Origin of the sequence: Rivihabitans pingtungensis (genome assembly GCF_003201855.1) — a bacterium.
Lineage (GTDB): Bacteria > Pseudomonadota > Gammaproteobacteria > Burkholderiales > Aquaspirillaceae > Rivihabitans > Rivihabitans pingtungensis.
On record NZ_QJKI01000009.1, the window covers coordinates 1 to 20482 of the forward strand.

Annotated in this window: 22 protein-coding genes and 1 tRNA gene; 21 read left to right on the forward strand and 2 right to left on the reverse strand. The window is 62.9% G+C overall.

Annotation, left to right across the window (positions count from 1 at the left end; translation table 11 throughout):
* The 16 genes from DFR34_RS17365 to DFR34_RS08475 all read left to right on the forward strand — a co-directional run.
* On the forward strand, positions 1-205 hold a 205-nt coding region (locus DFR34_RS17365; protein WP_211309342.1), incomplete at its 5' end, for a hypothetical protein.
* 219 nt (positions 206-424) lie between these two features.
* A tRNA-Ala gene (locus DFR34_RS08410) sits at positions 425-500 on the forward strand.
* Positions 501-726: 226 nt separating this feature from the next.
* Entirely contained in the window at positions 727-927 is a 201-nt protein-coding gene (locus DFR34_RS17270; RefSeq protein WP_170121691.1) for a hypothetical protein, read from the forward strand.
* Positions 844-1948, forward strand: a protein-coding gene (gene prfB / locus DFR34_RS08415; RefSeq protein ID WP_110390799.1) for a peptide chain release factor 2 whose coding sequence is annotated in 2 segments (ribosomal slippage) — positions 844-924 and positions 926-1948 — 1104 coding nt in all. Because the reading frame shifts where the segments join, the coding sequence is not laid out codon by codon here. The genes DFR34_RS17270 and prfB overlap by 84 nt, the downstream gene beginning before the upstream one ends.
* A gap of 75 nt (positions 1949-2023) precedes the next feature.
* Positions 2024-3532, forward strand: a complete 1509-nt coding sequence (gene lysS, locus DFR34_RS08420) for a lysine--tRNA ligase (protein ID WP_110390708.1) — start codon at positions 2024-2026, stop codon at positions 3530-3532.
* A 288-nt stretch (positions 3533-3820) separates the two neighbouring features.
* A complete protein-coding gene (rpsF, locus tag DFR34_RS08425; RefSeq protein WP_110390800.1) occupies positions 3821-4207 on the forward strand; it encodes a 30S ribosomal protein S6 in 387 nt (128 codons plus the stop codon).
* Complete coding sequence (gene priB / locus DFR34_RS08430) at positions 4176-4511, forward strand: primosomal replication protein N (protein WP_245906846.1); 336 nt, start codon at positions 4176-4178, stop codon at positions 4509-4511. The genes rpsF and priB overlap by 32 nt, the downstream gene beginning before the upstream one ends.
* A 1-nt stretch (position 4512) precedes the next feature.
* On the forward strand, positions 4513-4740 hold the full coding sequence (gene rpsR / locus DFR34_RS08435) for a 30S ribosomal protein S18 (protein WP_077296439.1): 228 nt from the start codon (positions 4513-4515) through the stop codon (positions 4738-4740).
* A gap of 19 nt (positions 4741-4759) precedes the next feature.
* Positions 4760-5209, forward strand: a complete 450-nt coding sequence (rplI, locus tag DFR34_RS08440) for a 50S ribosomal protein L9 (protein WP_110390709.1) — start codon at positions 4760-4762, stop codon at positions 5207-5209.
* 122 nt (positions 5210-5331) lie between these two features.
* Positions 5332-6321 carry an endolytic transglycosylase MltG gene (gene mltG / locus DFR34_RS08445; RefSeq protein ID WP_110390710.1) on the forward strand — a complete coding sequence of 330 codons (990 nt, stop codon included), beginning with the start codon at positions 5332-5334 and terminating at the stop codon, positions 6319-6321.
* Between the two features lie 5 nt (positions 6322-6326).
* Positions 6327-6959, forward strand: coding sequence for a dTMP kinase (gene tmk / locus DFR34_RS08450; protein ID WP_110390711.1), 633 nt, complete (start codon positions 6327-6329; stop codon positions 6957-6959).
* Complete coding sequence (gene holB, locus DFR34_RS08455; protein WP_110390712.1) at positions 6956-7948, forward strand: DNA polymerase III subunit delta'; 993 nt, start codon at positions 6956-6958, stop codon at positions 7946-7948. The genes tmk and holB overlap by 4 nt, the downstream gene beginning before the upstream one ends.
* A gap of 16 nt (positions 7949-7964) precedes the next feature.
* Positions 7965-8741, forward strand: coding sequence for a TatD family hydrolase (locus DFR34_RS08460; protein WP_110390713.1), 777 nt, complete (start codon positions 7965-7967; stop codon positions 8739-8741).
* Positions 8731-9504, forward strand: coding sequence for an MBL fold metallo-hydrolase (locus DFR34_RS08465; RefSeq protein WP_245906847.1), 774 nt, complete (start codon positions 8731-8733; stop codon positions 9502-9504). The genes DFR34_RS08460 and DFR34_RS08465 overlap by 11 nt, the downstream gene beginning before the upstream one ends.
* Positions 9505-9921: 417 nt before the next feature.
* Complete coding sequence (locus DFR34_RS17755) at positions 9922-11241, forward strand: methyl-accepting chemotaxis protein (RefSeq protein WP_110390715.1); 1320 nt, start codon at positions 9922-9924, stop codon at positions 11239-11241.
* Complete coding sequence (locus DFR34_RS08475) at positions 11238-11717, forward strand: GNAT family N-acetyltransferase (protein WP_110390716.1); 480 nt, start codon at positions 11238-11240, stop codon at positions 11715-11717. Before DFR34_RS17755 ends, DFR34_RS08475 begins: the two co-directional genes overlap by 4 nt.
* Here DFR34_RS08475 and DFR34_RS08480 read toward each other — a convergent pair.
* The gene (locus DFR34_RS08480; protein ID WP_211309343.1) at positions 11644-12552 is read right to left on the reverse strand and encodes a LysR family transcriptional regulator; all 909 of its coding nucleotides are present in this window, start codon (positions 12550-12552) and stop codon (positions 11644-11646) included. The two genes, DFR34_RS08475 and DFR34_RS08480, sit on opposite strands and share 74 nt — an antisense overlap.
* Before the next feature lie 131 nt (positions 12553-12683).
* Here DFR34_RS08480 and DFR34_RS08485 point away from each other — a divergent pair, with 131 nt between their 5' ends.
* Positions 12684-13805: an S-(hydroxymethyl)glutathione dehydrogenase/class III alcohol dehydrogenase gene (locus tag DFR34_RS08485; RefSeq protein ID WP_373277951.1), complete on the forward strand. Its 1122-nt coding sequence runs from the start codon at positions 12684-12686 to the stop codon at positions 13803-13805.
* A 7-nt stretch (positions 13806-13812) separates the two neighbouring features.
* Positions 13813-14661 carry an S-formylglutathione hydrolase gene (fghA, locus tag DFR34_RS08490; protein ID WP_110390718.1) on the forward strand — a complete coding sequence of 283 codons (849 nt, stop codon included), beginning with the start codon at positions 13813-13815 and terminating at the stop codon, positions 14659-14661.
* A gap of 44 nt (positions 14662-14705) precedes the next feature.
* On the opposite strand, the gene DFR34_RS08495 is transcribed toward fghA, so the two are convergent.
* Entirely contained in the window at positions 14706-15485 is a 780-nt protein-coding gene (locus DFR34_RS08495) for an IclR family transcriptional regulator (protein WP_110390719.1), read from the reverse strand.
* Positions 15486-15720: 235 nt separating this feature from the next.
* Between DFR34_RS08495 and DFR34_RS08500 the strand changes: the two genes are divergently transcribed.
* The 3 genes from DFR34_RS08500 to DFR34_RS08510 all read left to right on the forward strand — a co-directional run bounded on the left by DFR34_RS08500 (position 15721) and on the right by DFR34_RS08510 (position 20272).
* The gene (locus DFR34_RS08500) at positions 15721-16902 is read left to right on the forward strand and encodes an acyl-CoA dehydrogenase (protein ID WP_110390720.1); all 1182 of its coding nucleotides are present in this window, start codon (positions 15721-15723) and stop codon (positions 16900-16902) included.
* 330 nt (positions 16903-17232) lie between these two features.
* Positions 17233-18423 (forward strand): CaiB/BaiF CoA transferase family protein, encoded by a 1191-nt coding sequence (locus DFR34_RS08505; protein WP_110390721.1) that lies wholly within the window; start codon positions 17233-17235, stop codon positions 18421-18423.
* A gap of 229 nt (positions 18424-18652) precedes the next feature.
* Entirely contained in the window at positions 18653-20272 is a 1620-nt protein-coding gene (locus DFR34_RS08510; RefSeq protein ID WP_110390803.1) for an electron transfer flavoprotein-ubiquinone oxidoreductase, read from the forward strand.
* Positions 20273-20482 lie beyond the last annotated feature (210 nt).

Below are 20482 nucleotides of genomic sequence, written 5' to 3' on the forward strand. Positions count from 1 at the left end.
GCGCCTACACTTATCGGTTGTCTTTTCTGTTAAAGATCAGTTGCTTTCTGAATCAGAACCCGGTAACGTCAGCGGTTTGTTTCGCTTCGTTTCGTCGTCTGCGTCAGCAGCAGAGATGCGAACTATACGCACCACCCCCGAAACCGTCAACACCCTGCAACACACTTTTTTGCAGAAAAATGCGAAAAACACGACAAACCACTGAATTTACAGTGAATCTTTTTTGAAGATTTTTGCAAAAAACTGCACCTACCCGGCGAATTCTCGCAAAACACCGCAGCAAAACTTCTTTCAGCACGGGCAATTTTTTGCTCGAGACGGCAAAAATCGGCAAAACGGTAAGGTTTTGGTTGTCCGACTGCGCGATTTCCCCTCCCGCCGCCGCTTGCCCCTCATTTTTTGCCTCGATATAATCATTGGCACTGGGGACGTAGCTCAGCTGGGAGAGCGTCGCGTTCGCAATGCGAAGGTCGGGAGTTCGATCCTCCTCGTCTCCACCAAACAGAACACCCTTTAAGAGCTGCTCACAAAACTCAGCGCAGCGATCTTGGCCAGGCGTGTGACCGCAGACAGTACAAACAAGTACGGCAAGGTCACACAACAACGCCAGGAGGATTTTGTGAGCAGCGCCAAGCCCGATGCCGCCGCATCGGGCTTTTTCTTGCCCAGTCCCGATTTATTCCTTATATATGTAAAATCCGCCACTCATCGCCCGGCATCGGCCTAATGGGCGATTTTTCCCTTGGCCAGCAAACAGATAGGCGGCTCCACCCCAGCGCCGGGCTGGAGTATACTTGTCGGCTTGACTTTATTTTGCGCTGCACAACAGGACGCACACCCATGATCGAAACTGAAATCCTCAACCAGATCGACGCCAAACTGACTGATCTCGCCGCCCGCAACGACGAGATCCGGAGGTATCTTTGACTACCCTGGCAAGAAGGAACGCCTGGAAGAAGTCTCTCGCCTGACCGAAGACCCGGATATCTGGAATGACGCCAAGCGCGCCCAAGATCTGGGTCGTGAGAAAAAGGCGCTGGAAGATGTGGTGCTGGTGATCGACACGCTGACGCAAACCCTGGACGACAGCCGCGAGCTGTTCGAGATGGGCAAGAGCGAAGAAGACGACGACACCATTCTGGCCGTGCAGGATGATCTGCTGGGGGCGGAAAAAACCCTGGAGACGCTGGAATTCCGCCGGATGTTCTCCAACCCGATGGACCCGAACCACTGCTTTATTGATATCCAGGCCGGCGCTGGCGGCACCGAGGCGCAAGACTGGGCGTCGATGCTGCTGCGCATGTATCTGCGCTACTGCGAGCGCAAGGATTTCAAGGTCGAGGTGCTGGAAGAATCCGAAGGTGAAGTCGCCGGCATCAAGAGCGCCACCATCAAGGTGGATGGCGATTATGCCTACGGCTATCTGCGCACCGAAGTGGGCGTGCATCGCCTGGTGCGCAACAGCCCGTTTGACAGCAATAACCGCCGCCAGACCTCGTTTGCCAGTGTGTTTGTCTACCCGGAAGTGGATGACTCGATCGAAATCGACATCAACCCAGCCGATTTGCGCGTGGACACCTACCGTGCGTCCGGCGCTGGCGGCCAGCACATCAACAAAACCGACTCGGCCGTGCGCATCACCCACATGCCGACCAATATTGTGGTGCAGTGCCAGAACGACCGCTCGCAGCACAAAAACCGCGCCGAGGCGATGAGCATGCTGAAGGCGCGTCTGTATGAGCTGGAGCTGCGCAAGCGCAACCAGGAAAAACAAGCGCTGGAAGACAGCAAGACCGACGTGGGCTGGGGCCACCAGATCCGCAGCTATGTGTTTGACCAATCCCGCGTCAAGGATCTGCGCACCAATGTGGAAGTGGGCAACGTCAAGGGCGTGATGGACGGCGACCTTGATGGCTTTATCGAAGCCAGCCTGAAACAAGGCGTATAACGCCAAGACACCCCAGCGGGCCGGCCCGACGCCGCCGGCCCGTGCCTGACTCTATTGATTGTGACTGACGACATCATGACCGAACCGACGCAAAACCCGGAACAACACCACGACGAAAACCAGATCATGGCCGAGCGCCGCCACAAGCTGGCGGCGCTGCGCGAACAAGGCCCGGCCTTCCCCAATGACTTTCGCCGCAGCCACCAGGCTGGCGCACTGCACGCCGCCTACGACGACACCGACAAGGACGCCCTGACCGCCGAGCCAATCGAAGTGGCTGTGGCCGGACGCATGATGCTCAAGCGGGTGATGGGCAAGGCCAGCTTTGCCACCCTGCAAGACGTCAGCGGCCGCATTCAGCTGTACATCACCAATGACATCACTGGAGCCGACACCCACGCAGCTTTCAAGCACTGGGACATGGGCGACATCCTCGGCGCGGTGGGCACGCTGTTCAAAACCAAAACCGGCGAACTGACGATTCAAGTCACCCAGCTGCGCCTGCTGACCAAGTCGCTGCGCCCGCTGCCGGACAAGTTCCACGGCATGACCGACCAGGAACAAAAATACCGCCAGCGCTACGTTGACCTGATTGTGGATGAACACTCGCGCAGCACCTTCATCAAGCGCTCGAAGATTGTGCAGACCGTGCGCGAATATATGGTGAAGGAAGACTACCTGGAAGTGGAAACGCCGATGATGCACACCATCCCCGGCGGCGCCACGGCCAAACCGTTTGTCACCCACCACAACGCCCTGGACATGCCGCTGTACCTGCGCATCGCCCCGGAACTGTATCTGAAGCGCCTGGTGGTCGGCGGCCTGGAGCGGGTGTTTGAAATCAACCGCAACTTCCGCAACGAAGGCATGAGTACCCGCCACAACCCCGAATTCACCATGATGGAGTTCTACGAAGCCTACTGTGGCTACGAACGCATGATGGACATGACCGAGGGCGTGATCCGCGCGTGTGCGCAAGCGGTGTGCGGCACCACACAAATCAGCTACAACGGCCAGCCGGTGGACCTCAGCAAACCGTTTGACCGCTTCACCATCGTCGGCGCCATCCAGCACTACAACCCGAACTACACCGACGCGCAACTGGCCGACGCCGACTGGCTGAAGGGCGAAATCCAGCGCCTGGGCGGCAAGCTGCCCCCGGCGCCTGGCCTGGGCAGCCTGCAACTGGCGCTGTTTGAAGAATGCGCCGAAGGCCGGCTGTGGAACCCGACCTTCATCATCGACTACCCGGTGGAAGTCTCGCCGCTGGCCCGCGCCTCGGACAGCAACGCCAGCATCACCGAGCGCTTCGAGCTGTTTGTGGTGGGCCGTGAACTGGCCAACGGCTATTCCGAGCTGAACGACCCGGAAGACCAGGCCGACCGCTTCCACAAGCAAGTGGCGCAAAAAGACGCTGGCGACGACGAAGCCATGCACTTTGACGCCGACTACGTGCGCGCCATGGAATACGGCCTGCCGCCGACCGGCGGCTGCGGCATCGGCATCGACCGTCTGGTGATGCTGCTGACCGATGCGCCGAGCATCCGCGACGTGATTCTGTTCCCGCAAATGCGCCTGGAGTGAATCCCCGCTGAGTCAGGGCAAAAAACCGCGCTGCACGGCGCGGTTTTTTTATGGGCGGTCATCACGACGGACAAAGCGCCCCACCCGTCTGAAAGTACTCAAAAATAAAAACGTAACACCCCACACATGCCCAAACTGCATGCCCATACCACAATACGCCGCACCTCCTGCGCAAAATCCCGCTGACAATTTGCGCCCACTGGCAAACCTCCCGTATAATCGACGGTTTTCGCAACCCTTGCCTTCCCGCTACGCATGGCGGAAGGCTGCAAGCCAAAAGGAGTTCACATGCGGCATTACGAAATCGTGTTCATCGTCCACCCTGACCAAAGCGAGCAGGTGCCGGCGATGATCGAACGCTACAAGGGCATGGTGCTCGGTCGTGAAGGCAAGATGCATCGCCTGGAAGACTGGGGCCGTCGTCAACTGGCTTACCCGATCCAGAAAATCCACAAAGCTCACTATGTTCTGATGAACATCGAGTGCGACTGCGAAACGCTGGAAGAACTCGAACACGCATTCAAATTCAACGACGCCGTGCTGCGCCATCTGACCGTGAAGATGGACCGCGCCGTGACCGAACCTTCCCCGATGATGAAGGAAGAGAAGGCCAAGAATCTGCTGGACACCGCCGCCCAAGAAGGTGCTGCCGAAGCCCCGGCCGCAGCCGAGTAACTGGCTGAATCAGGTTGCGCTGACCGGGCTTGCCCGCGTCACCGAGGCCCTGCGCTACACGCCTGCCGGCGTGCCGGTGCTGGAGCTGACGCTGGAACATGGCTCGCGCCAAAGCGCGGGCGGGTTTGAGCGCGACGTGCGTTGCGTGGCCCCCGCCCTGCTGGTGGGCCCCAGCGCCAGCGAGCTGGCCAACCGACTGGATGGCCGGGTGATCACCGCCCATGGCTTTCTGGCCGCCCGCAGCCTGCGCAACCCGAAACTGGTGCTGCATATCCAACACGTTGAATTTGAAAAAGGTAATTAACATGGCACGTCAACTGTTCAAGCGTCGCAAGTTTTGCCGCTTCACCGCCGAAGGCATCAAGGAAATCGACTACAAGAGCGTCGATCTGCTGAAAGACTTCATCGCCGAAAACGGCAAGATCATCCCGGCCCGCATCACCGGCACCAAGGCTCGCTATCAGCGTCAGCTGTCGACCGCCATCAAGCGCGCCCGTTTCCTGGCCCTGATGCCGTACACCGACCAGCACTAAGATTTAGGAGCCAAGCAACATGCAAATCATTCTTCTGGAAAAAGTGGCCAACCTGGGTCAGCTGGGCGACATCGTCAAGGTGAAGGACGGTTACGCCCGTAACTTCCTGATCCCGCAAGGCAAGGCCAAGCGCGCCACCGAAGCCAACCTGAAGGAATTTGAAGCCCGCCGCGCCGAGCTGGAAAAGCAACAGGCCGAAATCCTGGCTGCTGCCCAAGCCCGTGGCGAAAAGCTGGAAGGCGCCACCGTTGTCGTCGCCCAGAAGGCTGGCGTGGACGGTCGTCTGTTCGGCTCGGTCGGCAACGCCGACATCGCTGACGCCATCACCGCCACTGGCGTGGAAGTGAAAAAGGCTGAAGTGCGCCTGCCGGAAGGCCCGTTCAAGGCCATCGGCGAATACTCGGTGGAAGTCGCCCTGCACCACGACGTGGTGGTGACCATCACCCTGCAAGTGACCGGCGCAGCTTAATTCGCGACGCTTCACGAAAAAACCGCCAGCGGACTCCGCCGGCGGTTTTTTTATGCCTGTTCCTGTTCTCTTCGCCATCCCCCTGCCAAAATAGCAGCCTGTCTGTTGCGCGCTGAACCGCTATGCTGAAACGAATTGTTGTAGTGCTGTTGCTCTTGCTGGGCCTGAGCGCCGGCGGCGCCTGGATGGCGCTAAGCCCATACCAAGCGGCCAATCTGCCGGTGGAATTCACCATCCAGCCCAATCAGGGCTTAAGCGACATTGCCCACACCCTGGAAGACAGCGGCGCCATCCGCCATGCCGGACTGTTCATGCTGTGGGCCAAGCTCAGCGGCAACGCCGGCCGGCTGAAAGCGGGCGACTACCGCATCAATCAGGCCATGAGCATGCCGGGGGTGATGGACAAACTGGTGCGCGGCGAAACCAGCCTGCAATCGGTGATCATCCGCGAAGGCTGGACCTTGCGCCAATTCCGCGCCGAACTTGACCGCCACCCGGCGCTGCGCCACGACACCCGCGACTGGAGCGAAGCCGAGCTGCTGGCCAAACTCAAGCTGGACGCCCGCCACGGCGAAGGCTTGTTTTTTCCCGACACCTATATGTTTTTGCGCGGCAGCAGCGATATTCTGGTGCTGCGCCAGGCGGCGCAAAACATGCGCCGCGAGCTGGAGCGCGCCTGGGCGGCGCGCGGCCCCGACCTGCCTTACGCCTCGCCATACGAAGCGCTGATCATGGCCAGCCTGATCGAAAAAGAAACCGGCCAGGCCGCCGACCGGCCGATGATCGCCCGGGTGTTCGTCAACCGCCTGAAGCTGGGCATGCGCCTGCAAACCGACCCCAGCGTGATCTACGGCCTGGGCGAAGCATTTGACGGCAACCTCACCCGCGCCCATCTGCAAACCGACACCCCGTACAACACCTACACCCGCGCCGGCCTGCCGCCCTCGCCGATAGCCCTGCCCGGCCGCGCGGCGCTGCATGCCGCCCTGCACCCGGCCGATGGCGGCGCGCTGTATTTTGTCGCCCGAGGCGATGGCAGCTCGCAATTCTCCCTCACCCTGGAAGAACACAACCGCGCAGTGCGCCGCTATATTCTGGGCAAGAAAGACTGAACGACATGGCCTGTTTCATTACCCTTGAAGGCATCGACGGCGCCGGCAAAACCTCGCACCTGCCGGCGATTGCCGCCCTGCTGGCCGAACACGGCATCGACGCCCTGCTCACCCGTGAACCCGGCGGCACGCCGCTGGGCGAACGCCTGCGCGCCCTGCTGCTGGACCCGGCCACCCAGGCCACCCTGGACACCGAAACCCTGCTGATGTTCGCCGCCCGCTGTGAACATGTGCAAACCGTCATCCGCCCGGCGCTGGCCAGCGGCCGCTGGGTGGTGTCGGACCGCTTTACCGACGCCACCTTTGCTTTTCAGGGCGGCGGGCGCGGCGTGGACAGCGCACGCATCGCCACGCTGGAAGACTGGGTGCAGCAAGGCTTGCAACCCGACCTCACCCTGCTGTTCGACGCCCCCACCGAAGTGGCGCACGCGCGCATGGCCGGCGAACGCCAGCTGGACCGCTTTGAACAAGAAGCCGCCGCTTTTCACCAGCGCGTGCGCGCCGCCTACCTGGCGCGCGCCGCCGCCGACCCCACGCGCATCGTGCTGATCCGCGCCGACCAGCCGCTGGCGCAGGTGCGCGCCGACGCGCTGGCGGCGGTGGCTGCGCTGCTGGCGGCGCAAGGGGCGCGCGCATGAGCCTGCTGCCCTGGCAAGACGCCGACTGGACGCGCTTTGCCGATCAATTTGCCCGCCTGCCGCACGCTTTGCTGTTTACCGGCGCCGCTGGCATCGGCAAGGACGTGTTTGCCCGCCATGTGGCGCAGGCGCTGCTGTGCGAACACCCGCGCGCCGACCAACGCCCCTGCGGCCAGTGCGAAGCCTGCCACTGGTTTGCCCAGGACGCCCACCCGGATTTTCGCCTGCTGCGCCCCGACCACGACGAGCCCGCAGCCGACGGCAAACCCGCCGCGCGCAAGCTGGAAGTGATCAAAATCGAGGCGGTGCGCCACACCATCGACTTTGCCTACCTCAGCTCGCATCGCGGCGGCCGGCGGGTGGTGCTGATCGACCCGGCGGAAAGCATGAACCTCAACGCCGCCAACGCCCTGCTGAAAGTGCTGGAAGAACCGCCGGCCGATGTGGTGTTTTTGCTGGTCAGCGACGCGCTGCAAAAGCTGCTGCCCACGCTGCGCAGCCGCTGCCGGATTTTTCCGCTCACCGCGCCCAGCCAGGCGCAGGCGCTGGCCTGGCTGGACGCCCACGGCGAGGCCGACGCCGCCGTCGAGCTGGCGCACGCTGGCGGCGCGCCGTTTGCGCTGGACGACCCCGCCTGGCGGCCCCTGCGGCGCAAGCTGCTGAGCGCGCTGGCGCAGCCGGGCATGACGGCGATTCTGGACGCCGCCGGCGCGCTGGACACCGCCAAGCTGCCGCTGGCCGCGCCAGTGGGCTGGATGCAGCGTTGGCTGCACGATTTGCTTGGATTGAGGCTGGCCGGGCTGATCCGGTATTATCCTGATGAACGCGCGGCGCTGGCCGCGCTGGCGCCGCGCCTGAATGTCGCCAGGCTGCCGGCCTTCGAGCAGTCCTTGTTGCACGCCTCGCGCTTTGGCCACCACACCCTTAACGTGCGCATGCAGCTGGAACAGCTGCTGCTGGCCTACCAAGGCCTGTTTGCCGCCGCCTGACCTTCACGAGCCCCCTATGCTGGTTGACTCTCACTGCCATCTGAACTTCCCCGACCTGGCCAGCCGCATGGACGACGTGCGCGCCAATATGGCCGCCAACGCCGTCAGCCACGCCTTGCTGATTGGGGTAAACCGCCCGGATTACCCGGCGGTGCGCGCACTGGCTGAGCAATACGACAATTTTTACGCCACCGTCGGCGTGCACCCCGATGTGCAGGACAGCCCGGACTTCAGCGAAGACGAACTGGTGGCCGAAGCCCAGCACCCGAAAGTGGTCGGCATTGGCGAAACCGGGCTGGACTACTACTGGTGCAAAGGTGATCTGGAATGGCAGCGCGAGCGCTTTCGCCGCCATATCCGCGCCGCCCGGCGCAGCGGCCTGCCGCTGGTGATTCACACCCGCGAATCGGCGCAAGACACCCTGGCGGTGATGCGCGAAGCCGGCGCCGAGCAGGCCGGCGGGGTGATGCATTGCTTTACCGAAAGCTGGGAAGTGGCCGAGGGCGCGCTGGAGCTGGGGTTTTATATTTCGTTTTCTGGCATTGTCACCTTCAAGAACGCCACCGCGCTGAAAGAAGTCGCCCGCCGCGTGCCGCTGGAGCGGCTGCTGGTGGAAACCGACTCGCCGTATCTGGCCCCCATGCCGCATCGCGGCAAGACCAACGAACCGGCCTATGTGCGCCATGTCGCCGCCCATGTGGCCGAGCTGCGCGGCATGGCGCTGGAAGACCTGGCCGCCGCCAGCACCGACAACTTTTTTACCCTGTTCGCCAAGGCGTCGCGTGGACATTGAGCTGACCATTCTGGGCTGCGGCTCCAGCTCGGGCACCCCGGCCATTGGCTGCGACTGCCCGACCTGCGCCTCGCCCGACCCGAAAAACCGGCGCACCCGCGCCAGCGCGCTGCTGCGCGCCAATGGCGTCAATTTCCTGATCGACACCGGCCCGGATTTGCGCCAGCAAGCGCTGCGCGAAAACCTGCGCCAGGTGGACGCCGTGCTCTACACCCACCCGCACGCCGACCACCTGAACGGCATCGACGACCTGCGCGCCTTTTGCTACCTCAAGCGCGGGGCGATTCCGCTGTTTGGCAGCCCGTTCATGATGGGCAATATCCGCGAGCGCTTTGGCTACGCGCTGCACGCCGCTGGCGCGCAGTGGGACAAACCGGTGCTGGAAACCCACGCAGTGGAAGGCCCGTTCAGCTTCTCTGGCGTGACAGTCACACCCATCCCGGTCATGCACGGCCCCTGGCCGATTCTGGGCTGGCGGATTGGCGATGTGGCCTACCTCACCGATGTCTCGGCGATTCCCGACGCCAGCTGGCCCTTATTGGCCGGCGTGCGCCTGCTGCTGCTGGATTGCCTGCGCCGCACGCCTTACCCCTCGCACCTGAGCGTGACCCAGGCGCTGGCGCTGGCCGCGCAACTGGGCGCCGCGCGCACCGTGCTGATTCACATGACCCACGAGCTGGAGTACCACAGCCTGAGCGCCGACTGCCCACCTGGGGTAGAAGTGGGCTATGACGGCATGCGCTTGCAGCTATCCTACGGCTGATAAAACCCTCCTGGCTTTGTTGCACGACCTTGCCGTACTGCTTGTACGGTCTGCGCTCACACGCCTAGCCAAGATCGCTGCGCAGGGTTTTGTAAGCGGCAATACAGCACAACCCGGACTGTTTCTGCCTTGCTTGATTAGGTATTTCTACTTAATCTTAGCACGGGTACATTTGAGACATCACTTGCCCAAACGCCAAACCATGCAGATTGACTTGTTGGTTTGACGAGACAATGCCACAAGGCTATGCTGGCGCGCGCATACACAAGTCTCATGCAAAGCAGCCTTGGCTAGCACAGCACAAGCTACGGCTAGGTCACACAACAACACTAGGGCGTTTTGTTAGCTGCTCTTAAGCATGGCTAGCAGCTAGCACGCTACCCCGCCATCAAGCCTGATCCTCTCGGAAAATCAACTATGTTCAATCAAAAACTGAAGCAGGAAATCAGCGCACTGCAAGCCCAACTTCAGGCGCTGACCGCTCAGGAAAGCGCGGTATCACGCGCCATGGCGATGATCCGCTTTGATCGCGATGGCAAGGTGGTCAACGCCAACCCATTATTTCTGCAAACCATGGGCTACAGCCTGGCCGATCTGCAAGGCAAGCCGCACAGCCAGCTGTGCTTTCCCGACTACGCCAATAGCGCGGATTACCGCGCCTTCTGGGATCGCCTGCGCCGGGGTGAGCCGTTCAGCGACCGGGTGCGCCGCCGCACTGCCGACGGCCGGGAAATCTGGCTGGAAGCCACCTACTGTCCGGTGCGCGATGCTCAGGGCCAAATTGAATCGTTCAGCAAATACGCCTCGGACATCACCGCCAGCGTGGAAGCCGAAGCGCACAACCAAGCCCGGCTGAACGCCATCAACCGCGCCATGGCGGTGATTGAATTCACCCCGGACGGCACGGTGCTGGACGCCAATGAGAATTTTCTGAATGTGCTGGGCTACCGGCTGGACGAAGTCAAAGGCCGCCATCATCGCCTGTTTTGCGACAATGAATTTGCCCAATCGCCAGAATACCAGGCGCTATGGCGCCAGCTGGCACGCGGCGAGTATTACTCTGGCCAGATCAAGCGCCAGGCCAAAAACGGCGCGGTGCGCTGGCTGGAAGCCAGCTACAACCCGGTGTTTGCCCCGGACGGCAAGACGGTGATTGGCGTAGTCAAATTTGCCACCGACATGACTGAACGGGTGGAATCGCAACGCCAGGAAAGCGAAAGTGCGCGCTTTGCCTACGAAGTGGCGCAAGAAACCGAAGCGCTGTCCAGCACCGGCGCCGACAATATCCGCAACAGCAGCGACGAAATCGCGCAAATGGCCGGCAGCATCGAAGAAGCCGGGCATAGCGTGCAGGCGCTGGGCGAGCGCTCGCAGCAAATCACCTCGATCGTGCAAACCATCAAGGACATTGCCGACCAGACCAATCTGCTGGCCTTGAACGCCGCCATTGAAGCCGCCCGTGCTGGCGAAACCGGCCGTGGCTTTGCCGTGGTGGCCGACGAAGTGCGCAAACTGGCCGAACGCACTGCCGCCTCCACCGCTGAAATCAGCAAGATGGTGTCCGACATCCAGACGCAAACCCAGGTGGCGGTGCACAATATGAGCGAAATCCGCGAGCAGGCCACGCAAAGCGTCAACCGCACCCGCGAAGCAGGCCAGACCATGGACCAGATCATGGAAGGCGCGCGCTCGGTGGTGAAAGCCATCAGCCAGTACGCCGCCGGCCAGCGCGCATGAGCGCCAGCCTGCGCCTGGCCACCCCGGCCGACATCCCGGCGCTGAGCGCCTTGCTCAGCGTGCTGTTTGCCCAGGAGGCCGACTTTCAGCCCGACCCGGCCAAACAAGCGGCCGGGCTGGAGCTGTTGTTTGCCCGCCAGCTGGGTGACATTCTGCTGGCGGAGGCCGATGGCGCGGTGCGCGGCATGGTGTCGCTGCTGTACACCGTCAGCACCGCGCTGGGCGGGCCAGTCGCCTGGCTGGAAGACATGGTGATCGACCCGGCCTGGCGCAATGCCGGCCTGGGCGGCCTGCTGCTGGACGCCGCGCTGGCGCACGCCCAACAGCAAGGCTGTCTGCGCGTCACCCTGCTGACCGACGCCGACAACCACGCCGCCCAGCGCTTTTATCAGGGGCGCGGCTTTAGCCCATCGGCCATGCAGCCCTGGCGGCGGGTGTTTGCAGCGCCGCCTGCACCTCATCCAGAAAACGGCTGACCTTGGGCGGGGTGAAGCGGCTGCGCGGCCAGGCCGCCCATACCGCATCGCGCAGGGTGTAACGCTCCAGCACCGGCATCAGCTCGCCGCGCGCCAGCGCCTCGTCCACATAGTAATCTGGCAATTGCACCAGCCCCATCCCCGCCAGCGCCGCCGCGCGCAGCGCCACGCCGCTATTGCAGCGCAAGGGCCCGCTGACATGCACCTCCCGCACCTGCCCGCTATCCAGAAAACGCCAGCTTTCCACCGTGCCCACCAGACAGGCGTGCTGGCGCAGCTCGGCCAGCGTCTGCGGCGCGCCGTGGCGGGCCAGATAGGCCGGCGAGGCGCACACATGGTGCACGCGCACCGCCAGCTCGCGCAGCATCAAGGAACTGCCGTCCATCGGCCCCAGGCGAATCCCCAGATCAAAATTTTCCGCCACCAAATCCACCTTGCGGTTATCCAGATTCAGCTCGGCGCTGACCGCCGGGTGATGGGCCAGATACTGCAAGAGCAAGGGCGCAATCACCGTCTCGCCGTAATACACCGGCGCGGTCAGCCGCAAATGGCCGCTGGGGTGGGCCTGGCTGAGCGACAGCGCCTGCTCGGCGGCCAACAGGCCATCCAGCAGCGGCCGGCAGTGCTGGTAATACAACTGCCCGGCCTCGGTGACGCTGACCTGACGGGTGGTGCGATACAGCAAACGGGTGGCCAGCCGCGCTTCCAGCGCCGACACCTGGCGGCTGACCTGCGCCACCGACATGCCCAGCTTGCGCGCTGCGGCAGTAAAGCTGTGCTGCTCGGCCACGGTGACGAACTCAACCACGCCTTCCCAGGGCTGGATTGTTTCCATAGAGTAATAATGTCTTTCCGTAAACGGGGATTATCGCGTGCAGGGCAGAGATTACAATACTGGCATGCTGCGCGCCGCTACGCCCGCGCCCAACCCCTTTGATTGCCTTCGCACAGGATACCGCCATGACCATGATCAAAACCCGCGCCGCCGTCGCCTGGGCGCCGAACCAGCCGCTGACCATCGAAGAAGTGGACCTGATGCCGCCGCAAAAAGGCGAGGTGCTGGTGCGCATCGTCGCCAGCGGCGTATGCCACACCGACGCCTACACCTTGTCCGGCAAGGACTCCGAAGGCGTGTTCCCCTGTATTCTTGGCCATGAAGGCGCTGGCGTGGTGGAAGCCATCGGCGAGGGCGTCACCAGTGTGGCGGTGGGCGACCATGTGATTCCGCTGTACACCCCGGAATGCGGCGAGTGCAAGTTTTGCAAATCCGGCAAGACCAATCTGTGCCAGGCCATCCGCGCCACCCAGGGCAAGGGCCTGATGCCGGACGGCACCACCCGTTTTTACAAAGACGGCAAGCCGATTTACCACTATATGGGCACCTCGACCTTCTCCGAGCGCACCGTGCTGCCAGAAATCGCCCTGGCCAAGATCAATAAAGAAGCCCCGCTGGAAGAAGTCTGTCTGCTCGGCTGTGGCGTCACCACCGGCATGGGCGCGGTGATGAACACCGCCAAGGTGAAGGCCGGCGACACGGTGGCGATTTTTGGTCTGGGCGGCATTGGCCTGTCGGCGGTGATTGGCGCGCGCATGGCCGGCGCCAGCCGCATCATCGGCATCGACATCAACACCAGCAAATTTGACCTGGCCAAGCAACTGGGCGCCACCGACGTGATCAACCCCAACGACTTCAGCAAGCCGATTCAGGAGGTGATTGTCGAGATGACCGACGGCGGGGTGGATTTTTCGTTTGAATGCATCGGCAATGTGCATGTGATGCGCTCGGCGCTGGAATGCTGCCACAAGGGCTGGGGCGAATCGGTGATTATCGGCGTGGCCGGCGCTGGCGAAGAAATCGCCACCCGCCCGTTCCAATTGGTTACCGGCCGGGTGTGGCGCGGCTCGGCGTTTGGCGGCGTGCGCGGCCGCTCCGAGCTGCCCAACTATGTCGAACGCTACCTGAAAGGCGAATTCCGCCTGGACGATTTCATCACCCACACCATGCCGCTGGAAGACATCAATACGGCGTTTGATTTGATGCACGAAGGCAAGTCGATCCGCACGGTGATTCACTTTGACGCCAAGTGAGCCGCCAATGAGCGCCACGCTTGAATTAGTGTCCAGCCAGCGCTGCTTTGGCGGCTGGCAGCGCCGCTTTCGCCACGCCAGCGCCAGCACCCGCTGCGAGATGACTTTTTCGGTGTACCTGCCGCCGCAGGCGCAGGCCGGCGCGCGCGTGCCGGCGCTGTACTGGCTGTCCGGGCTGACCTGCACCGACGAGAATTTTTCCACCAAGGCCGGCGCCCAGCGCGCCGCCGCCGAGCTGGGGCTGGCGCTGGTCATCCCCGACACCAGCCCGCGCGGCGCGCACGTAGCCGACGCCGAGCGCTACGATCTGGGCCAGGGGGCCGGGTTTTACCTGAACGCCACGCAAGCGCCCTGGAGCGAGCACTACCGGATGGAAGACTATATCGTCGATGAGCTGCCGGCGCTGCTGGAAGCCGAACTGCCGATTGGCCCGCTGCGCGCCATCAGCGGCCACTCGATGGGCGGCCACGGCGCGCTGACCCTGGCCATGCGCCACCCTGGCCGCTATGTCTCGGCGTCGGCCTTCGCCCCCATCGTCAATCCGGCCGACACCCCGTGGGGCCAGCAGGCGTTTGCCGCCTACTTGGGCGAGGCGCGCGAGGCCTGGTTGGCGCACGACGCCAGCCAACTGATGGCCACTGTGGCGCATCGTCTGCCCTTGCGGGTGGACCAAGGCGGCGGCGACAGCTTTTTGCCGGAACAGCTGCAACCCGACGTGCTGTGCGCCGCGGCCAAGGCGCATGGCTGGGCGCTGGATTACACCCTGCACCCGGACTACGACCACAGTTATTACTTCATCGCCAGCCTGATTGAGGCGCACCTGCGCTTTCATGCCGGGCATCTGGCCCGGGCTTGAGCCTGTACGGATGACAATCAACCGCCGGCTTGCCGGCGGTTTTTTTATTGCCGCGCGCCCAACTCGCGCACCAAGGCCAACAACGGCGGGGCAATGCGTTCGCGCATGGCGCTTTCGGTAAACAAAAACGCCGGGCCGCTGGCGTTCAGGCTCATCCAGGGTTGGCCGGGGGCCAGCGGCGGCACGGGGGCGGCCACGGCGAACACTTCTGGCTGAAACTCGCCAAACGAGCTGCAATAGCCGCGCTGTTGATAATCCGCCAGCGCGGCGTCCAGGCTGGCGGCAATCTGCGGCCAGTCGGCGCCGTATTGCACCGCCAGCGCCGGCATCAGCGTGTTGCGCTCGGCCGCCGGCATGGCGGCCAGGTAGGCGCGGCCAATCGCCGTGGTGGCCAGCGGCACGCGCGAGCCCACGCTCAGTTGCACCGTCACCCGCGCGCGACTGCGCACGGTTTCCAGATACATCATGTCCAGCCCTTCGCGCACCGCCAGGCTGACCGACACGCCATGCGCCTCGGCAAATTGCTGCATTTTTGGCGCAATCACCCGGCGCGCGTCAAAGCTGGCCAGGGTGGCGGCGGACAATTCCAGCACCGCCAGGCCCAGTTGATAACGGCCACTGGCCGGGTCTTGATCCAGATAACCCAGTTGCGTGAGCGTGTAGGTCAGCCGCGACACCGTGCTTTTGGGCAGGCCAGTGCGGCTGGCCAGGTCTTGATTGGACAATTGCGGCTCGCCGCCGCGAAACGCCGCCAGCACCGCCAGCCCGCGCGCCAGCGCGGTGACAAACAGGCGGTCCTTGCTTTCAGATTCTGTTGATTCCATAGGGTGTCCATACGTCGGGCGCGCTGTGTGGCGCGCGCAAAGTGACCATGGCGCAGGCTGACATCTGCCCGCGCACTTGGCCATGCGTCATCCTGCCACTTTACATCAGGCTAAGGTTTGGCTAAAGTGTTCTGCATTGTAGAACATTATTCCGCAAAGCGGAACAACAACCACCCGATGCGCCAGCACACCCCGCCCGGCGCACCCGACCCGACTGATTGCAAGGAGACCCGTCATGTCCAATTCTCGCCCGGCGTTTCAATGGGACGATGCCCTGCTGCTGGATGCGCAACTCACTGAAGAAGAGCGCATGGTGCGCGACAGCGCCCGCGCCTACTGTCAGGACAAGCTGCTGCCGCGCGTGCTGACCGCCAACCGCGAAGAGCGCTTCGACCGCGAAATCATGAGCGAGATGGGCGAGCTGGGCCTCTTGGGCTGCACGCTGGACAACTGGGGCTGCGCCGGCCTGAGCCATGTGGCCTACGGCCTGGTGGCCCGCGAAGTCGAGCGGGTGGATTCTGGCTATCGCTCGGCGATGAGCGTGCAAAGCTCGCTGGTGATGCATCCGATTTACGCCTACGGCACCGACGCCCAGCGCGACAAATACCTGCCCAAGCTGGCCACCGGCGAGTGGGTGGGCTGCTTTGGCCTGACCGAGCCGGACGCCGGCTCCGACCCGGCCGGCATGAAAACCCGCGCCCGCAAGGTGGACGGCGGCTGGACGCTGAACGGCAGCAAGATGTGGATCACCAACAGCCCGATTGCTGATGTGTGCGTGGTGTGGGCCAAGGACGACGAGGGCGAAATCCGTGGTTTTATTCTGGATCGCGGCATGCCGGGCCTGAGCATGCCGAAGATTCACGGCAAGTTCTCGTTGCGCGCGTCGATTACCGGTGAAATCGTCATGGACAATGTGTTTGTGCCGGACGACAACCTGCTGCCGAATGTCAAAGGCCTGAAAGGCCCGTTCGGCTGCCTGAACAAGGCCCGCTACGGCATCGCCTGGGGCGCCATGGGCGCGGCGGAATTCTGCTGGCACGCCGCCCGCCAGTACACGCTGGACCGCAAGCAATTCAACCGCCCGCTGGCTGCCACCCAATTGGTGCAACTGAAGCTGGCCAATATGCAGACCGAAATCACCCTGGGCCTGCAAGCCGCGCTGCGCGTGGGCCGGCTGATGGACGAAGGCCAGGCCGCGCCGGAAATGATCAGCCTGATCAAGCGCAATAACTGCGGCAAGGCGCTGGACATCGCCCGCGTCAGCCGCGACATGCACGGCGGCAACGGCATTGCCGACGAATTCCACGTCATCCGCCATGTGATGAACCTGGAAGCGGTGAACACCTATGAAGGCACGCACGATGTGCATGCGCTGATTCTGGGTCGGGCGCAGACCGGCATTCAGGCATTTGGCTAAACGCAGCGGCGCCGGTCAGCCGCCAGCGGATTAACCCGAGGCCCGGCCGCCCTTGCGCCGTCGGGCGTCAGCAAGATCATGCGCGGTCGAGGGAGTTCCCTCCATCATCTTTGCCCGGCCTGCCTCAGGTCCGGGCGTTTTTTTCGGTTTTTTTTGCGAGGCTCCCTCATCCCCCTTGGCTAAGAGTGGCGAACAAAACTCAGCGCAGCGTTCCTGGCTAGGCGCACGACCGCAGACAGTACGGGCCGGGCAACAACGCCAGGAGGGTTTTATTAGCCACGCTAAAACAGACAACACGGAGCGGGTGAGTGAGTCTGAAGAGGAGTCACCATGGCTGGAGCATTAGACGGCATCAAAGTGCTGGATTTGTCGCGGGTGCTGGCCGGGCCTTGGGCCAGCCAGTTGCTGGCGGATTTGGGCGCCACCGTCATCAAAGTAGAAAAACCCGGCGCCGGTGACGACACCCGCCACTGGGGCCCGCCCAATCTGCCGGATGGCACCGCTGGGTATTTTCTGGCGGCCAACCGGGGCAAGCAGTCGATCACCGTGGACATCACCCAGCCGGAAGGGCGGGCGATTGTGCAGCAACTGGCCGCCGAAGCCGATGTGTTGCTGGAAAACTACAAAGTGGGCGGCCTGAAAAAATACGGGCTGGACTATCCCACCCTCAAGGCCATCAACCCGCGCCTGGTGTATTGCTCGATCACCGGCTTTGGCCAGACCGGCCCCTACGCCAGCCGCCCCGGCTACGACTACATTGTGCAGGGCATGAGTGGGCTGATGAGCATCACCGGCCCGGCCGACGGCGAGCCGCACAAGGTGGGCGTGGCCGTCACCGACCTATTTACTGGCCTGTACGCCAGCAACGCCATCTGCGCCGCCCTGCTGGCGCGCGAGCGCAGCGGTGAAGGCCAGGCGATTGATCTGGCGCTGTTTGACTGTGCGCTGGCCATGCTGGCCAATATCAATATGAACTGGCTGGTGGGCGGTGAAACCCCGCCGCGCCTGGGCAATGCCCACCCGAACATCGTGCCGTACCAGGTGTTCGCCACTTCCGATGGCCATTTTATTCTGGCCTGCGGCAATGACAGCCAGTTTGCCCGCATTGCCGAGCTGTGCGGCCATGCCGAATGGGCCGCCGACCCGCGCTTTGCCCGCAACGCCGACCGCGTGGCGCATCGCGCCGAGCTGGTGCCGCTATTGGCCGAGGTGTTTGTCACCCGCACCCGCGATGAATGGCTGGCCGCGCTGGACGCTGCCGGCGTGCCCAATGGCCCGATCAATACCGTCGACCAGGCGTTTGCCGATCCGCAAATCGTCGCGCGCGGCATGCGGCTGGATTTGCCGGATGCTCAGGGCGCGCCCGTGCCGCAGGTGGCGTGCCCGATTCAACTGTCCGGCACGCCAGTGGTGTACCATGCCGCCCCACCAGCCTTGGGGCAACACACCGAGGTGGTGTTGACGACCCTGGGGAAAAGCGCCGAAGAGATTGCCCAACTGCGGCAAAACGGCGTGGTGTAGCCCGCGCGCCGCCACGGCGTGACATCCGGCGCGGCCGATGGCACGCGCCCACTTCCCCTGCGTCACCGGCAAGCTGTGGCATGCTTGCCGCACGAGGAACCCGGCTCGGGTCAAATTTCAAACGACCGTTTGACCCGCCGGGCATTTGCATGCATGATTCGCGCAACACACCCTCAAAAAAACAGCTGTTGCGGCGGATGACAAGGAGACTGCGGTGGAACGCGAATATATGGAATACGATGTGGTGATTGTCGGCGGCGGCCCATCCGGACTGTCGGCGGCGATTCGCCTCAAGCAACTGGCCGAGCAACACGGCCGCGAACTCAGCGTTTGCCTGCTGGAAAAAGGCTCGGAAATCGGCGCCCATATTTTGTCTGGCGCCGTGCTGGAGCCCACCGCGCTCAATGAACTGATTCCCGACTGGAAAGACAAAGGCGCGCCGCTGAACACCCCGGCCGGCGAAGACCGCTTTTTGCACCTGACCGAAACCGAGGCCACCCGTCTGCCCACGCCGCCGCAGATGAACAACCACGGCAACTACATCATCAGCCTGGGCAATTTCTGCCGCTGGCTGGGCGAGCAGGCCGAGGCGCTGGGCGTGGAAATCTATCCGGGCTTTGCCGCCGCCGAAGTGCTGTACCACGAAGATGGTTCGGTCAAGGGCGTGGCCACTGGCGATATGGGCGTGGGCCGCGATGGCGAACCCACCGATGCGTATCAGCCGGGCATGGAGCTGTGGGCCAAGCAGACCATTTTTGCCGAAGGCTGTCGCGGCTCGCTGACCAAAACCCTGTTCGAGCGTTTTGACCTGCGCGCCGAGTGCGATGTGCAAACCTACGGCATCGGCATCAAAGAACTGTGGGAAGTCAAACCCGAGCATCACCAGCCGGGCAGCATCACCCACACCACTGGCTGGCCGATGGACAGCAAGACCTATGGCGGCTCTTTCCTGTATCACCTGGAAAACAACCAGGTGGTGGTCGGCTTTGTGATTGGCCTGGACTACGAAAACCCGCATCTGAGTCCGTACGACGAGTTCCAGCGCTTCAAAACCCACCCGGCCATCCGCAAGGTGTTCGAGGGCGGCCGGCGCATCAGCTACGGCGCGCGCGCCTTGTCTGAAGGCGGCATTCAGAGCCTGCCCAAGCTGACCTTTCCGGGCGGCGCGCTGGTGGGCGACACCGCCGGCTTTTTGAATGTGCCCAAGATCAAGGGCACGCACACGGCAATGAAATCCGGCATGCTGGCCGCCGAGTCGATTTTTGCCGCGCTGGGCGAAGACGCCCCGGTGCGCGAAATCAGCAGCTACACCACGGCGTTTCGCCATAGCTGGCTGTTTGACGAACTGTGGCGCGTGCGCAACATCCGCCCGTCTTTCCACTGGGGCTTCTGGCCGGCGCTGGTTTACTCGGCCATCGACACCTATGTGTTCAAGGGCAATGCGCCGTGGACGCTGCACCACAAGCGCGCCGACCATGAGTGCCTGAAGCCGGCGGCAGACATGCCCAAGATTCAGTACCCGAAACCCGACGGCGTGCTGACCTTCGACAAGCTGTCCAGTGTGTTTATTTCCAACACCAACCACAGCGAGGATCAGCCGATTCACCTGCGGCTGAAAAACCCGAATACGCCGATTCAGGTCAATCTGGCCCAGTACGACGCGCCCGAACAGCGCTACTGCCCGGCCGGGGTGTACGAGATTGTCCGCGAGGGCGACACCGCGCCGCGCTTGCAGATCAACGCCCAGAACTGCGTGCACTGCAAGACCTGCGACATCAAAGACCCTACCCAGAACATCACCTGGAGCACGCCGGAAGGCGGCGGCGGGCCGAACTACCCCAATATGTAAAGTGCTGGGCGCATCGCCCCGTCACACCGCGCGCCCGGCCCTGCCGGCGCGCGGTTTTTTCTGTACGGGCAGACGGATGGCAGTGGGATGCTGCGCTGCACTGTCACATCCATGCCATATTGTGGCAAGAATGCAACAATCGGCAATTTACAAAAAAACCAATTTTATTCATAGACTTGTTGATTGACGTCAGCGTAATTCCGCCCTGCG